At 46.8% G+C, this 14632-nt stretch carries 17 protein-coding genes; all 17 read left to right on the top strand.

Translation table 11 applies throughout. The features are described 5' to 3' along the window. Positions 1-158: 158 nt before the first annotated feature. The 17 genes from AC1S8V_RS23955 to AC1S8V_RS23875 all read left to right on the top strand — a co-directional run bounded on the left by AC1S8V_RS23955 (position 159) and on the right by AC1S8V_RS23875 (position 14614). Positions 159-446 carry a hypothetical protein gene (locus tag AC1S8V_RS23955; RefSeq protein WP_017692509.1) on the top strand — a complete coding sequence of 96 codons (288 nt, stop codon included), beginning with the start codon at positions 159-161 and terminating at the stop codon, positions 444-446. Between the two features lie 23 nt (positions 447-469). Then, positions 470-811, top strand: a complete 342-nt coding sequence (locus AC1S8V_RS23950; RefSeq protein WP_289390277.1) for an alpha-helical endospore appendage domain-containing protein — start codon at positions 470-472, stop codon at positions 809-811. Then, a complete protein-coding gene (locus AC1S8V_RS23945; protein WP_062837871.1) occupies positions 808-1107 on the top strand; it encodes a hypothetical protein in 300 nt (99 codons plus the stop codon). Before AC1S8V_RS23950 ends, AC1S8V_RS23945 begins: the two co-directional genes overlap by 4 nt. A 1-nt stretch (position 1108) precedes the next feature. Beyond that, positions 1109-1450, top strand: a complete 342-nt coding sequence (locus AC1S8V_RS23940; protein WP_482071057.1) for a hypothetical protein — start codon at positions 1109-1111, stop codon at positions 1448-1450. 47 nt (positions 1451-1497) lie between these two features. After that, the gene (locus AC1S8V_RS23935) at positions 1498-1653 is read left to right on the top strand and encodes a hypothetical protein (protein ID WP_482071056.1); all 156 of its coding nucleotides are present in this window, start codon (positions 1498-1500) and stop codon (positions 1651-1653) included. A gap of 56 nt (positions 1654-1709) precedes the next feature. Next, the gene (locus AC1S8V_RS23930) at positions 1710-2804 is read left to right on the top strand and encodes a CgeB family protein (protein WP_482071055.1); all 1095 of its coding nucleotides are present in this window, start codon (positions 1710-1712) and stop codon (positions 2802-2804) included. A 59-nt stretch (positions 2805-2863) separates the two neighbouring features. Next, positions 2864-4003 carry a CgeB family protein gene (locus AC1S8V_RS23925; RefSeq protein ID WP_482071054.1) on the top strand — a complete coding sequence of 380 codons (1140 nt, stop codon included), beginning with the start codon at positions 2864-2866 and terminating at the stop codon, positions 4001-4003. Between the two features lie 40 nt (positions 4004-4043). Beyond that, positions 4044-5696 carry a glycosyltransferase gene (locus AC1S8V_RS23920; protein ID WP_482071053.1) on the top strand — a complete coding sequence of 551 codons (1653 nt, stop codon included), beginning with the start codon at positions 4044-4046 and terminating at the stop codon, positions 5694-5696. A 14-nt stretch (positions 5697-5710) separates the two neighbouring features. Further along, positions 5711-6802, top strand: a complete 1092-nt coding sequence (gene wecB / locus AC1S8V_RS23915) for a non-hydrolyzing UDP-N-acetylglucosamine 2-epimerase (protein ID WP_482074571.1) — start codon at positions 5711-5713, stop codon at positions 6800-6802. Beyond that, positions 6795-7781 (top strand): polysaccharide biosynthesis protein, encoded by a 987-nt coding sequence (locus AC1S8V_RS23910; RefSeq protein WP_482071052.1) that lies wholly within the window; start codon positions 6795-6797, stop codon positions 7779-7781. Before wecB ends, AC1S8V_RS23910 begins: the two co-directional genes overlap by 8 nt. Then, complete coding sequence (locus tag AC1S8V_RS23905) at positions 7778-8605, top strand: dTDP-4-dehydrorhamnose reductase family protein (protein ID WP_482071051.1); 828 nt, start codon at positions 7778-7780, stop codon at positions 8603-8605. The genes AC1S8V_RS23910 and AC1S8V_RS23905 overlap by 4 nt, the downstream gene beginning before the upstream one ends. Next, on the top strand, positions 8587-9528 hold the full coding sequence (locus tag AC1S8V_RS23900; RefSeq protein WP_482071050.1) for an NAD-dependent epimerase/dehydratase family protein: 942 nt from the start codon (positions 8587-8589) through the stop codon (positions 9526-9528). The genes AC1S8V_RS23905 and AC1S8V_RS23900 overlap by 19 nt, the downstream gene beginning before the upstream one ends. After that, on the top strand, positions 9525-10241 hold the full coding sequence (locus AC1S8V_RS23895; RefSeq protein WP_482071049.1) for a glycosyltransferase: 717 nt from the start codon (positions 9525-9527) through the stop codon (positions 10239-10241). The genes AC1S8V_RS23900 and AC1S8V_RS23895 overlap by 4 nt, the downstream gene beginning before the upstream one ends. 198 nt (positions 10242-10439) lie before the next feature. Beyond that, the gene (locus AC1S8V_RS23890; RefSeq protein WP_482071048.1) at positions 10440-11228 is read left to right on the top strand and encodes a glycosyltransferase; all 789 of its coding nucleotides are present in this window, start codon (positions 10440-10442) and stop codon (positions 11226-11228) included. Between the two features lie 287 nt (positions 11229-11515). Next, entirely contained in the window at positions 11516-11845 is a 330-nt protein-coding gene (locus tag AC1S8V_RS23885) for a hypothetical protein (RefSeq protein WP_482071047.1), read from the top strand. 88 nt (positions 11846-11933) lie between these two features. Further along, positions 11934-13970, top strand: coding sequence for a hypothetical protein (locus tag AC1S8V_RS23880; RefSeq protein ID WP_482071046.1), 2037 nt, complete (start codon positions 11934-11936; stop codon positions 13968-13970). Beyond that, positions 13967-14614 carry a putative bacteriocin export ABC transporter gene (locus AC1S8V_RS23875; RefSeq protein WP_482071045.1) on the top strand — a complete coding sequence of 216 codons (648 nt, stop codon included), beginning with the start codon at positions 13967-13969 and terminating at the stop codon, positions 14612-14614. The genes AC1S8V_RS23880 and AC1S8V_RS23875 overlap by 4 nt, the downstream gene beginning before the upstream one ends. The last annotated feature ends 18 nt before the right edge of the window (positions 14615-14632 follow it).

Raw genomic sequence — 14632 nt, 5'->3', positions numbered from 1 at the left:
CAGTCGATATTCTTCCGACTGGAGTTATGTCATCTGACGATATAGGCGCAAGCTGTAGTAACTGACGATCCCGGCCCGGCATATGCTGTAACAGGCAAATGCTGATAGGCCGGGTTTTTCTTTGGGTGAAGCAGGCCGTGACGGTAAGGAGGAGGACCATGCAGAGCAAAATTGATGAAATTATCACACATATTGCGCATTCTCATCAGCAGATCGCACGAGTGCTGGATGCCAAACGCCAAGTCGCTGTACGCATGTCTGAAATCATTAATCATTTGCCAGATATCGAACCGGAGCTGGATGGCGTTGACGGTCTGCTGGATAGCTCGGGGCAAATCAACAAAAGCATTATCTCCTACTTGGGAGGCCTTGCAGATCTGGAAGAGGCTGTCGCCGAAACACTGACCCAGGTCATGCGGGAGATCGCGGTTCAAGAGGAAGAATAAGCCCGGAAGGCGGGTGAAGGAGTATGAGTAGAGAACAGAGCCTCATTCTGATGCTGGATGCAGCAGCCAAGATGCAGTGGAATATTGCCCTGATCCTGGAGGCAAAAGCGATTGAGGCCGAGAAGGTACGGAACTGGACGCTGAATCATCTGAATGGGGATACCTTTCTGACGCATGGGGATCAGGTAGGTGAGCCACTCAAAATGCATGATCAGCTGGTTGAATTGCTGGAAGGACTGACCCGGATGGAAACCGGACTGTGCAACAATCTCAAAGCGGTGATGGTACAGAACGATAGCGAAGATGGCGGCGGTATGGACGGTGGCATGTTTGGCGGCATGGATCTGGGAGACTTGGGAAAATGAGTCTGATGCGGCGTGAGCAGGAAGCGAAACTGGCTCTCATTGAATCCATAGCACACAGTCAGCAGGCGCTGGCACGCATTCTGGACAGTGTAGCCAGCGTATCCGCTCATTCGGAAGTATCCGCCCGCAGTCTGGCCGAGAACATTCGTCTGCTGAGTCGCTATCAGGAAGAGATGTCTCGTATGGTTACGGGCATCAGACTGGCCCGAATCCAGCATGGGGAGCCTGGCTTGCCCTGGCTCAAAGACCCCGGGTGTGCGATTCGTATCGTTCGGGACATACAGGAGGAATGTTGACATGTTAAAGAAAAAGAAAATACGACTGAGAACCAAAAGAGCTTTGGTAGCCCGTGGAGCCCGTCTGCGTAAAATCCGTAAGCTGCGTGCGCTCAAAGCGAAACGTGTACTTCACAAACGCCCGATTAAAGGACGCAGTGCGTGGCTCAAAAAAAAGAAACGTACGGTACGGCGGCACCGGAGCCCAAAGCCCGTACAACCATTCGTCCCGGCTACCCCTACCGATCCGAACCCGGACAGTGCGTACAGCCAGGGATACAACGAGGCGTACAACGAGGGATTCAACGCGGGTTTCGCCAAGGGATTCGAGGACGGACATCAGCTGGCGTACAAAGCACAGTAACCGAGTAGACACGATTATTCCTGCATGGAATGATACCTGTCTAACAGATGCAAATAGCCCGGGGGGGACAGATCCCTCCGGGTTATTTGGTTCGCCGCAGAAGCGGACATGCCCGTACAGGCGGATGTGGAGGGCAAGCGCCAATTTTGCGCCTTGCAGGACACCCGTCCATGATGCATCTGACCCCGAGGCATATCCTTTAGAGGGAAGACCAATCACGGGGAGAGTCTGGAAGTGAGATCTCCTGAAGGAAGACAGGGTGAAGAATGTGGCAAAACGAAGACACCGTCCGCTGACCGAAGCGGAGACGGCTTACCGCGGCGGATACGCAGAAGGCCGCAGATTTGGCGGCTGTCAGGCCATGATGGAGCGGGTGCAGATGTTTGAACCGACCCTGCGGGACATGAAGGTACTGTATATTCCGCAAGGTTTCGATGCCATCGATGAAGGTGTCACCCTGGCTCTGCAGCAGTCTGTACGTGAATGCGTTGTTGGATCGCCAGCAGCGATGTTGCAGGAAGCCAGTCAGCATCGACCCGATGTCGTGCTCGTCATGAATGGTCTGCATGTATTTCCTGCAGATCATCTGGAGCAGGTGAAGGGCATACGTGCACTCGGTATTCGAACGGCCGTATGGTTTGTGGATGATCCGTATTTCACCGAAGATACAGCGACCCTCTGTCAGCACTATGATGTTGTGTTCACGCATGAAGAGGCCGCTGTGCCATTCTATCTGGGACATGGAGCAAGCCGGGTCGTCTATATGCCACTGGCTGTGAATCCGGGCAAGTTTCAACCGCGGCGCACGGCTCCGCAGCATCAGTACGACATTTGTTTTATCGGTACAGGGTTCTGGAACCGGATTGCCTTGTTTGATGAGCTGGCCCCTTTTCTCGCGGACAAAAAGGTGTTCATCGCAGGTAGTCAGTGGAACCGACTGTCACGCTTTGATATCCTTGGTCGTTTCATCCACGAAGGGTGGATTGACCCCGGAGCGACAGTGGATTATTACAATGGGGCCAAGATCGTCATTAACATTCACCGGACTTCCGAGAATGGAGAAGACAATCGCAACACACACCATCTTGAAGGCCGCTCGATTAATCCACGCACGTATGAGATCAGTGCCTGCGGCACGATGCAGATTACGGATGCACGCGGAGACCTGCCCCGTTATTATCAGCCGGGCTATGACATCGAGACGTTCAGCAATGCGGCAGAGCTTCAGCGCAAGATCCACTATTATCTGAAACATGAAGAGGAGCGTCAAGCGATGGCTTGGCGTGGACTTCTCACTACGATGAACCAGCACACGTTCACGCGTCGCATTGCTCAGTTGCTGGAACATCTGTAATCCCCATCTGAAGTACAGCACCAACGAGAACCCTATCCCAAAAATAAAGGAGTGGCGGTATGTCTCTCAAACACCGTAAAACCAAAAAGGTTCATGCACCCGTACTCAGCCTGGCAGATCAAGCGCGCAAAAATGGGCAACATGCCGGATATGATGCGGGTAAGGAAGAAGGATATCTGCGCGGTCGCGCCAACTATATTGTGAATTGTGCACAGGAACCGTTGCCTTTCCGGCAGCTGCATGTGCTGTATGTATCTTCGGGTAAAGGCTTCCCGTACTCCCCGCTGGATGAGGCGATTATGGCAACACTTCAGGGTATGGTAGCTCAGGTAACCCTGTCTGATCCGCGTCAACCGGTTTCCGAGATTGCACTGCAAACGCGTCCTGATCTGGTGCTTGTGCTGGATGGAATGGATATTCCCATCGAGCATATCGATGCGATTCGCCAAGCGGGCATTCAGACAGCGATCTGGCTCACGGATGATCCGTACTACACAGACATGACACTGGAGATTGTGAGACATTTTGACCATGTTTTCACGCTGGAACTGAACTGTATCGATTTGTATCGACAAAGCGGTTGTGCATCGGTTCACTACCTTCCTTTTGCAGCCTTCACAAATCATTACTTCCCGATTACAACCCCTGCCCCATTAAAACGAGATGTCAGCTTTATCGGCTCCGCCTACTGGAACCGGGTGTACTTCTTCAACCCGATCATGGCGCAGTTGATGTCACACAATACGGTATTTAACGGCATCTGGTGGGACCGTCTGCCTGACTACACCGCCTATGGAGAGAAGATCGAACTCGGCCGCTGGATGAGTCCGCAGGAGACCAATGATGTGTACAATGGCACCAAAATTGTCATCAACCTGCATCGATCCCATGAAGATGATTCGGTCAATAACAATCACCTCAAAATTCCGCCAGCCTCACCGAACCCGAGAACGTTTGAAATTGCTTCCTCCACAACACTACAGCTGACCGATGAACGCGATGATATTGCCCGTTTCTACAAACCGGGTGTGGAAATTGAGACGTATTCCTCCCCACAGGAGTTGCTCGACAAGGTGGAATATTATCTTACTCATGAGAAAGAACGTCGGGAGATTGCACTTCGAGGGCTCGAACGCACACTGAAAGACCACACGTACGGCAAACGGATTAATGAAATGTTAACCATTATATTCCCTTAATTTTGGCCGGGAGGAGGTGTGCACTGTACCCTGTATCAGGATGTTCACATACAGGGTTCGTGCGGCCATGGCAACGAAACCAAAACTGATGTTGTTTTCTCATGTGTGCAACACCCGCAGTATTACGGGCGCAGAGAAGCTGCTGCTTCATTTTATGAGGGAAATCGGTTCGATCTTTGATTGTGTGCTCGTAGCTCCACAGGAGGGTAAGCTTGCGGGGCTTGCACGAAGATTCGGCATTCAGGTCAAAATATGCAATCTGCCGATGCTTCACGGTGTGTACACACCTTACCGGGGCATTGCAGACGATGCGGAGCATCTTCGCCATACACCCGCGTTTCAGGAGGCGGTCTCTCTAATTCGGGAAACCGCGCCTGATATGGTGTTAACAAACACCTGTGTCAATGTAATGCCGGCTGTAGCGGCGAAATCGCTTCAGATTCCGGTCATCTGGAAGATAACCGAGATCATTCACTCGAATGAATATACAACCGAGGCGATCCAGATGATTGGCCGGTATGCGGATTGGATTATCGGTATATCCGAGACAGCGGTCGCCCCATTCCATGAAGCTGGCATGGGTGATAAACTAACCGTCATTTCGCCTACCTGGGAACCCGCGCTACCAGCACCGGACCACTGGGTTCATCTGCGTGAGCGCAAGCGCAAGGAACTCGGCTTCAAGTCATCGCAGACCTGTATCGGTTATATTTCTTCCTTTATATATGATGCCAAAGGGTTGAAACCTTTTGTGGATATGGCCTTGAAGATCTGTGAGACGCATTCGCGCTGTCGTTTCTGGATCATCGGCACACCCTCGGATAAAAAGTATTACGACGAATGTGTATCAAGGGTGAAGAAATCTGGCTATTCGCGCCGATTTACTTTCACCACGTTCGAAGAGAACGTATCTCTGGCGTATACTGCCATGGATATTGTGGTTATTCCGAGCATGGTCAAAGAAGGATTTGGGATGACCGCACTGGAGGGGCTCTACTTTGCCAAACCGGTCATTGCCTTTGCCCAAGGTGGGTTGAAGGAATTAATGGAATCCGTAGGCAGTGATGCCTTTCTGGCCCCGCCGGGGGATACCGAAGCGCTTGTCACACTGGCGACAACTTTGCTGAATGATTCAGAGCTGGCTTCTGATACGGGGTGGCGCAATCGGACAGAAGCGGAAAGGCTGTACGGGATTGAAACCTACCGAACGAAATTGCATACGATGGTGACACAGTGGTTGTTACGTTTTCCCGGATGGTTTACGTACATCCAACCTCCGAATGGACCTGTGTATGCATGGGGGGATGGAGGATTGCGCACGGTATTGGCTCTGGAGCCGGCTACAGTAAGGGCATTGTTATTCCCATTGAGCGTCATTCAGGCGTTACCACTTTCCTCATTACCACCGATTGCATTGGGGCACGATGCTCAGGGTGTTGCAGCTGCTCGCTCCGCTGCAAAGCTTATCAAACAGGGGAGTAGAACGGGAAAACGTCGCCGCAAGTCACTCGCACCTCATTCTCGCCGAGATCGTGAGGGGAGGAAACAAACTTCGGGAACTGGCAAACGCAAGGGCAAACCCCGGACAATGAAGGGACCGCGTCCGCATACTGGAAAATCGGCTAGTCGCAGACGCAAATCTGCCAAGGCGGGACGTAGCCGAGCAGGGCGCAAAGGTTCCAATACAAGATGAAGGCAGGGATTACGATGAAGATCATGACGGTGCTGGGTACGAGACCTGAGATCATACGACTCAGCCTGATCATTTCCAAGCTGGACCAGTACGCGTCCAACCATATTCTGGTGCATACGGGACAGAACTTCACGGAAAGTCTCAGCGGTCTCTTTTTCAAGGAAATGGGCCTGCGTGCACCGGATTACGTTCTTCAGGATGAAGCGGCCTCTCTGGGACGACAGCTATCCTCGATGTTTACGCAGATGGAAGATCTGATATTGCAGGAGAAGCCCGATAAATTGTTGCTGCTCGGTGATACCAATAGCGCTTTGTGTGCTGTGCTGGCTGAGCGCATGGGTGTTCCTGTTATTCATATGGAAGCAGGCAATCGTTGCTTCGACCTGGATGTGCCTGAGGAGAAGAACCGCAGGGTGATTGATGCCATCTCCACCATTAATATGCCTTACACGGAACAGAGCAAGAAACATCTGGTTAGCGAAGGGGTGCCCAGCAGACGGATCGTGCTCACGGGCAATCCCATCTATGAAGTAATGCAACACTACGATGCGCAAGTAAGTTCCAGCAAAATACTCAAGAAGCTCAAGCTGAAGTCCGGGCAATATTTTTTGGTTACCGCCCATCGGGCCGAGAATGTGGATCACCCTCCTCATTTGCTGGAGATTATGAAAGGGCTGAATCAGGTCGCGGAGGAACACGGGTTGCGTGTGATCTGCAGCATTCATCCACGAACAGCGATCCGGATTGCAGAACATTTGCAACTGGAGATGAACCCGCTGGTGGAGTTTCACGAGCCGTTTGGATTCTTCGACTTCGTAATGCTCGAACGTCATGCACGCTGTGCACTCACGGATAGCGGTACCGTGCAGGAGGAGTGCTGCATTATGGGTGTACCGACCGTGACCATGCGTCGAACGACAGAACGCCCGGAAACAGTAGATTGCGGCAGCAATGTGGTCTCCGGTCTGGATGCGGCACGTATCGCCGATTGTGTGAAGGTCATGACTCAGATGTCTAACGATTGGGACTGCCCGCAAGGTTACAAAGCAACAGACGTATCCAGTAAAGTGGTTAAATTTCTGCTTGGAGGGAAAATGCATGTTTGAAAATAAGCGTATACTCGTGACTGGCGGTACGGGATCATGGGGTTATGAACTTGTAGCTCAACTGCTACCCCAGCGACCCAAAGAAATTATTGTGTATTCCCGGAACGAGTCCAGCCAAGTGGCCATGAGTCGTGATTTTGAAGACTCGCGTCTTCATTTCCGGATTGGAGATATCCGTGACAAGGACGCCTTGACGGCTGCCTGCCAGCATGTGGACTATGTATTCCATCTGGCAGCGCTCAAGCATGTTCCGGTGTGTGAAGATCAGCCGTACGAAGCACTCAAAACCAATGTCATTGGTACACAGAATGTGATCGAGGCGGCTATTGAGAACAGGGTGGAAAAGGTTATCTATATCTCGACTGACAAGGCTGCCAATCCGTCCAACTTCTATGGAATGACAAAGGCCATCGGCGAGAAATTAATCGTATATGCGAACTTGTTACACAGCGATACCAAGTTTGTTACAGTGCGGGGCGGGAATGTACTGGGGACAAATGGAAGTGTGGTGCATCTGTTCAAAAATCAGATCCGCCAAAAAGGCCAGGTATCCATCACGGATATGAGCATGACTCGATTCTTTCTTACCTTGAAGGACGCGATTACTCTGCTGTTCAAAGCATCGGTGGAGAGTGTCGGTGGAGAGATCTTTGTCATGACGATGCCGACATGCAAAATCGTGGATCTCGCTGAAGTGTTGATTGAGGATTCCGGCGTGGATAACGTGGCCATTGTGGAACGTGGTATTCGCCCAGGTGAGAAAATTCATGAAATACTGATGAGTGAATTCGAGAGCATGACTACCGTTGTTTACGATGAGCAGTACCTGGTCATTCTCCCAACACTCGGTATACCGGGGCTACGTGAACATTACACGAATTGTCCTCCGGTCTCCTTCAACAGCTTCAGTTCAGAACATCAACTGATGACCAAAGAGGAGATTCGTGAAATTCTGAAACGCGGAGGATTCCTGTCATGAAACTGCTGATACTTGGTGGGAACGGAATGGCCGGCCATATTCTGGTCGACTATTTCCGCCGTCAAGGTGTACACAGCGTCTTCTACACAACTCGGGATGTCACGGACCCGAATGGTCTGCTCCTGGATGTGAACGACAGCTTCATGGTTGATCGATTGGTAGAAGCGGTGCACCCGGATGTGATTATTAATGCTGTAGGTGTGTTGAACAACTTCGCAGATGAGGACAAAATTACGGCATATCATATTAATGGTTTCCTGCCGCATCGTCTGCGGCGGGTTGCGGATACGGTTGGTGCACGCCTGATTCATATCAGCACAGATTGTGTGTTCAGCGGGGACCGGGGAGCATACCGGGAAGATGATATAACGGATGGGACTTCAGCTTACGCCATCACCAAAGCACTAGGCGAAGTTCAGGATAAAGGCCATCTGACGATCCGTACGTCCATCATTGGACCCGAGATTCGGAAAGGCGGCATTGGTCTGATGCAATGGTTTATGTCCAGCACAGGTGAAATCGGCGGGTATACCCGCGTATTCTGGAACGGTGTGACCACACTTGAGCTGGCCAAATGGGTAGACCATTACCTGGCTTCATCCGTTAGTGGTCTCATCCACCTGGCTCATCCGGTGCCTGTGAGCAAGCATGACCTGCTTGTATTGTTCAAGCAGACCTGGGATAAGCAGGATGTGACGATTGTGCGTGATGACAGTATGGTGCAGGATCGTACGCTGGTGTCCACTCGCGAGGATGTGAAGACAGACCTGCCGGATTATTCTACAATGCTGAAGGAGTTGGCATTATGGATGGAGCAGAGCTGACAGGCAAGAAAGTACTGATCACAGGCGCCTCCGGATTTACCGGGCGACATGCCGTGTCTTATTTTCGGGAAGTTGGTGCAGTGGTTGCAGCGGTAGTCCGGAGACCTGATGTGTATTCATTCGGTAAAGGCGCCCAAGTTCATGTCTGTGATCTGAATGATAAACAGCAAGTGCGTCACCTGATCGGCGAGGTGCAGCCCGACTATGTGCTGCATCTCGCTGGCAAAAATTCAGTACCTGATTCGTGGGCTGATCCGCTACTGGTCCTGGAGACCAATGTGATGGCCGTGCTGTATTTGCTGGATGCGCTTCGCAGTTGTCCGACAGCACGAACCGTTATTGTAGGATCGAGGTTAAAATATACGCCTGAACCTGGCCGGATTCCCCAGCCTCCGCATCCATACAGCCTCAGTAAAGCTCTGGAAGAGATGGTGTCATTGTCGTGGATGTCGCTCTTCGGACAACAAATTATGTTGGCGGAGCCGGGCAATCTGATCGGAGCCGGTCCTTCCACAGGCATCTGTTCACTGCTTGCGCGCCATGTTGTAGCCTGTGAGCAGGCGGGCAAAACCGAGGCATTCCGCCTGTCCGGGCGAGATAGTACTCGTGACTTTCTGGATGTGCGGGATTCCGTCAGGGCATATGCAACTCTCTTGGTACAAGGAACCAGTGGTACGGTATATCCTGTGGTGTCCGGAGTCGAGCGCAGTCTTGGTGAAATTGCAGATCTGCTGTTGTCCATGACAGCAGCAGAAGTCCCTGTTCGCTGGGATGGAGCGTCTTCCGGTCCGGATGGTGCGGGGAAACAGGAGGAATTATCACTGCTGCGCAAGCTAGGCTGGCAGCCGCTGATTCCATTTGCCACATCGCTTCAGGATATCCTGAGTGATGTTCGTGCCCAGCAAGGGAGGACGACAAGTTGAGTCCAAGAGTGTCCATTGTGATTCCGTTCTACAACTGCCCTTACGTGCCACAGGCGATACAGAGTGCGTTGAACCAGACGTATCCTGATGTGGAGATCATTGTTGTGAATGACGGCTCTACCCGGCATGCAGAGTTGCTTCAGCCCTATCTTCCATATATAAATGTACTTGGCAAAAGCAATGGTGGTACAGCTTCGGCACTTAATCATGGCATTCGCCATGCTTCTGGTGATTATGTAGCCTGGCTCAGTTCGGATGATTATCTGTACCCGGATAAAATCCGGCATCAGCTGGAGTTTATGCAACGCGAGAATGTGCTCGTCTCGCATACAAACTTTCACTACATCAATGAACATTCTGCCGTGACCAAGTTGAACGGGGGGCCTGCACCGATGGCCGATCTGGATTGGCTGCGCGTGTTCGTTAACGGCAATCCGGTGAATGGCTGTACTGTCATGATCCGAAAGGATCTGTTCAGCGGAGTAGGTCTGTTCGATGAGTTGCTGCCTTATACGCACGATTTGGATCTCTGGCTGCGTATTCTTCTGAACGGTCATCGTTTTCCGTACCTGAACGAGCCACTTACTGCGTATCGTTGGCATGGAGGAATGGGATCAGTTCGGCATGCGGATGTCATCGGCAGAGAGGCATCCATGGTATGGTCCAGATATCGCGAACCGTTATTGCAGCGTATAGCGGCGCTTGGCGGGTAGCGTAGGAGGGCAGTTATGAGGCCGGAAGGTGGCTGATTAACGCCCTCTTTGCGCAGCATTTTTGCCGACAATAGTGAGGGTGGGGGGGCGATTAACGGTTCTTATATCACACGCCTAAGTATGCAAGTTTAGCGAGCCGAGATGCTGCCCATCCGTTTTGAAATGTGCTTATACAGCACTACAGATGTCCGATACCGATTGAATCGTTCTTCATATAATAGAGAAAAAGCAATGGCTGTGCAGAGACAAGCGGAGGAAGGGGAGGCCCGAATGGAGCCGAAAGTATCGATCGTCATTCCTTTTTACAATTGTGCTTATATCGAACAGGCTGTTCACAGTGCCATTCACCAGACGTATCCGCAGATTGAAGTGATCGTGGTGGATGATGGGTCAACTGAGCATGTGGAGCGGCTACAGCCATTTATGGATTCTATCCGCTATATTCGCAAAGAAAACGGTGGAACCGCAACAGCATTGAACGAGGGAATCAAGCAGGCGACAGGAGAATATTTTGTCTGGCTCAGTTCAGATGATGTGATGCTGCTGGATCGGGTGGAGAAGCAACTGAAGTTTATGCGCGAGGTCAAGGCTTCATTCTGCCATGGTGCCTACCATTATGTGAACGCAGATAGTGAGTGGTTGGATACGGTGCAGCCTGAGGTGGGGAGCCGTCTGGAGATGTTGCAGGTACTGCTGGAAGATTGTCCGATCAACGGCTGTACTGTCATGGTAGAGATGGATGCATTTGAGCGGTTCGGCTTGTTCGACACCGATTTTCGCTACACACATGACTATGAGATGTGGATGAGACTATTTCCGATGTATGAGATGTTCTATTACAATGAACCGCTGATGTGCTACCGTTTGCATGAGTCGATGGGAACCAAACGTCACTTCAAGGCACTGGTTGCCGAGATGGAACAAGTTCAAGCGAAGCATCGGCCTATTTTGCTCAATTTGCTTCAGGTTGGTGGGTATTGGAAATAGAGTAGTCACGACTGGTGGATTCAGAGGTTCAAATGGGAAGAAAGTACCTTTATGCTATTACTGGGTAAGGGTACTTTTTTTGTTGTAGGAGTAAGTGTTAATTGTTTCGACTACGAGATATGAAAACTGATTTAGAATTATTATACAGGAGAATAGTTACGGTATCATTTGTAAAAAAAATCAATTTATTTAAAATATTCACTAGGGATATATTGACAATAATTTGATAGTGTACTAGTATTTTACTTATAGAAGAATGGCATCCATATTTTGGGGGAGGTAAAAAGTTGAAAAATTTCAAACGTGGTCTGACTGCTTTATTTGCGGTAGTAGTCTTCGCATTAACATCTGTAACTGTATTTGCTGGACCGGTTGCAGGAGGAGACTTATGGTATGATGGGGGTCAAACAGGAACCCGCGTGTTCTCTGACATCTATGATAATAATAAAGATGATGGAAGATTCTATGAGGTTAAAGCTAGTGTAAAGGTATGTTCGAGTGTAACTACGTCAGGATGGCTTCCAGATAAAGCGTATATAACTGCTGAGAGAAGTCTATGGTGTAATGAATCATCTTATTATGATTATCGGCTTCTTTCTAGTGGCGGTAGTAAATAATCCACATAGTTAATGTTTGATTATACTTAGGTGCATCAAGGATGCCATTCTTCTTGTTTCATAAATGATTGCTTAAAGGTGGTAAAACATGGTAAGGGCAATTTTTATTTTCATATTTGGTCAACTATTATTATTATCAATTATATTTAATCAGACAATCTATCCAATTTTTGAACTCAACCATCTTGGAGATGATTCGTTAAGTTCCTATAGTGTGGAAAATTACAACGGAGATAATCTGAGAAAATTATATAAGAGCTTGAATGAGCAATGTAAAATCGATAACAAATGCAAATTTCAATTGATAAAAACTCCTGTATCTAACAATAACAAAATGATTTATGAAATATATCATAGCGATTTGGCAAATCTAAATTTATTGAACTCAACTTCATCTAATAAGACATTCAATTATTATGTATTAACGGAAGAAGAGTTCATAGATAGTGATGGGGCCTTTTCCACCAATCTCGATGAAGATATATTAAACAATATCTCGAGTGATATTGGAATCACATTGAAAGCAGATTCAGCTATGATCGAATATCAGCAGATATTTCAATCTAATTCAATTAATTTTGGGATACTTTTGATACTGTCTCAACTTATCTTTTTTATTTATACCTTTACAAGAGTAAAGGTGAATGCAGTGAAAAAGGTTCTAGGATTCTCATCTTTACGTATGGTTATGACTTCTGTAAGAAAACTTATTTTGCTGCAGAGTATTCTTATTCCAATTATATTTGGTGTACATATCGTTTATTACCTGAGTCTCAATAATATTGTAACACGTTACTTTTTCATGTTATTTTTCTACTTATTAAGTATTGGGATATTAAATTTAATGATGCTGCTGATTACCCAAGTTAGCCTCAAATATATAGACATTAGTTTAATGATAAAAAATAAAGTATATTCTAACCGATTAAATTTGAGTTTATATGCTGTGAAAATTATATTGATTTTATCAATCACAGTATCTGCCTCAATTTTTTCACAAAATTTTGTTAAATACAAAGAGGCACTACATACTTATGATAAGTTTTCAAATTTAGAAAACTATTATACGTCCATTGGATACAACTCAGACGAGTATGAAAAGGCTCTTCAAAATAAAAATTTGCTTGTTGAATATGGGGATTCTGTTAAAGAGATATTACAACATTTCAGGAACTCGGATCAGTTATATGTTCACAATTTCTCCAGTGTACTATCTCAACTTTCTTCTAGTTTATTAGAACGCAGAGGAACTACACGCGAAGAGGTTTTATCTGATTTTAGGGAGAATCATATTTTTGTGAATGACACTTATCTAAATACGTTTGTGGACATTTTAGATCCTCAAGGTATGCCGATTCATTTGCAGAGTATCAAAGTACCAACAATTCTGGTGCCTGAAAAGCATAAGCGACATGAACAAGAAATCATTGAATACTATACAAAAAGATACAATGCATTATTAAGTTATAATGAAAATTATGAAATTGAGAACGCCAACTCTAATTTGATCAAGTCAGTGGACATTCTATATATTGCAAACGGCCTGAAACCTGAATTACTTGGTAAAGGTGACAGAGGAGAGCTTTCAGGGGAAGAGATTGAAGACCCAATTATAATCTTGGATCAGGGAGAATTTGATGAACTATACTATTATGACCAATTAAATCAAGGAAACATCATTATCAAAGCAGACAGCAGAGAAGAATTTTCGACTCAAGTCAAAAACTTCAATTTATCGAACCTAATTATTGAAGGTTCATTGATTACACCTTTTCAAAGTCAAATAAGTTCTACAGAATTTTACATGCAACAATCCTTTATATTTGTTGTTTTGTTCTTAATTACATTAGTTTTTGTTATTTATATTTCTAATTACATTGATGTAATGTTCAATAGAAAAAATCTGGCTAACAAGTATGGTTTGGGATTTAGTGATTTTAGAATACTGAGATCACGCTTTCTAATTACACTCATTTTGTTATCTGCTACGTTTTTAAACTTCTTCATCCCATTTAATTTAATAGTATATTTATTAATTTTATTGGTAGACATTGTTATTTTATTTATCCTGTATAGGTTGGTTATTGTGAGAAATATTCATAAAATATTACGGGGAGGATCATGATGCATGAAATTGAGCTTGTTAATATTGGAAAAGGTTATGAAGGTTCAGCCATACTATCTGGGATGAATCTAACCATAAATACAGGTGAAATGGTCGCAATTACAGGTGAAAGCGGAAAAGGAAAAACAACTTTATTAAATATTATCGGTTTGATTACGAGTAAAGATGAAGGAAACTTGCATCTATTTGGGCATCAGAACCCTAAAATTCATTCCAAAGAAGCAATGATGCTGAGGAGAAAGAGGATAGGGTATTTATTTCAGAATTATGGTTTGGTGGATGATGAAACTGTGCTTTGGAATCTGGGCTTGGCTCTAGAATATAAGAAGATGAACAAAAAAGCCAAGAATGAGTTGATTGATCGTTATCTGGATGAATTTGCACTCACCGCACTGAAAAAAAAGATGGTGTATCAGCTAAGTGGAGGGGAACAACAAAGAATTGCCATTATAAGACTTATACTGCAAGATAGTGATCTGATTCTTGCTGATGAGCCAACTGCAAGCTTGGATGAGCAGAACGAAAAATATATATTAGAACATTTAAAAGAATTAAATAGGAAGGGAAAAACAATTGTGGTTGTTACGCATAATACCAATATACTTACTTACTTTGATAGAGTCATTCGTATTGAAGAATTATAAAATACAAATTTAGAAAAA

The sequence above is a fragment of the Paenibacillus sp. B46(2026) genome, assembly GCF_056786355.1.
The sequence above is the reverse complement of the archived record's forward strand: the minus strand, read 5'-3'. Positions and strand labels throughout refer to the sequence as shown.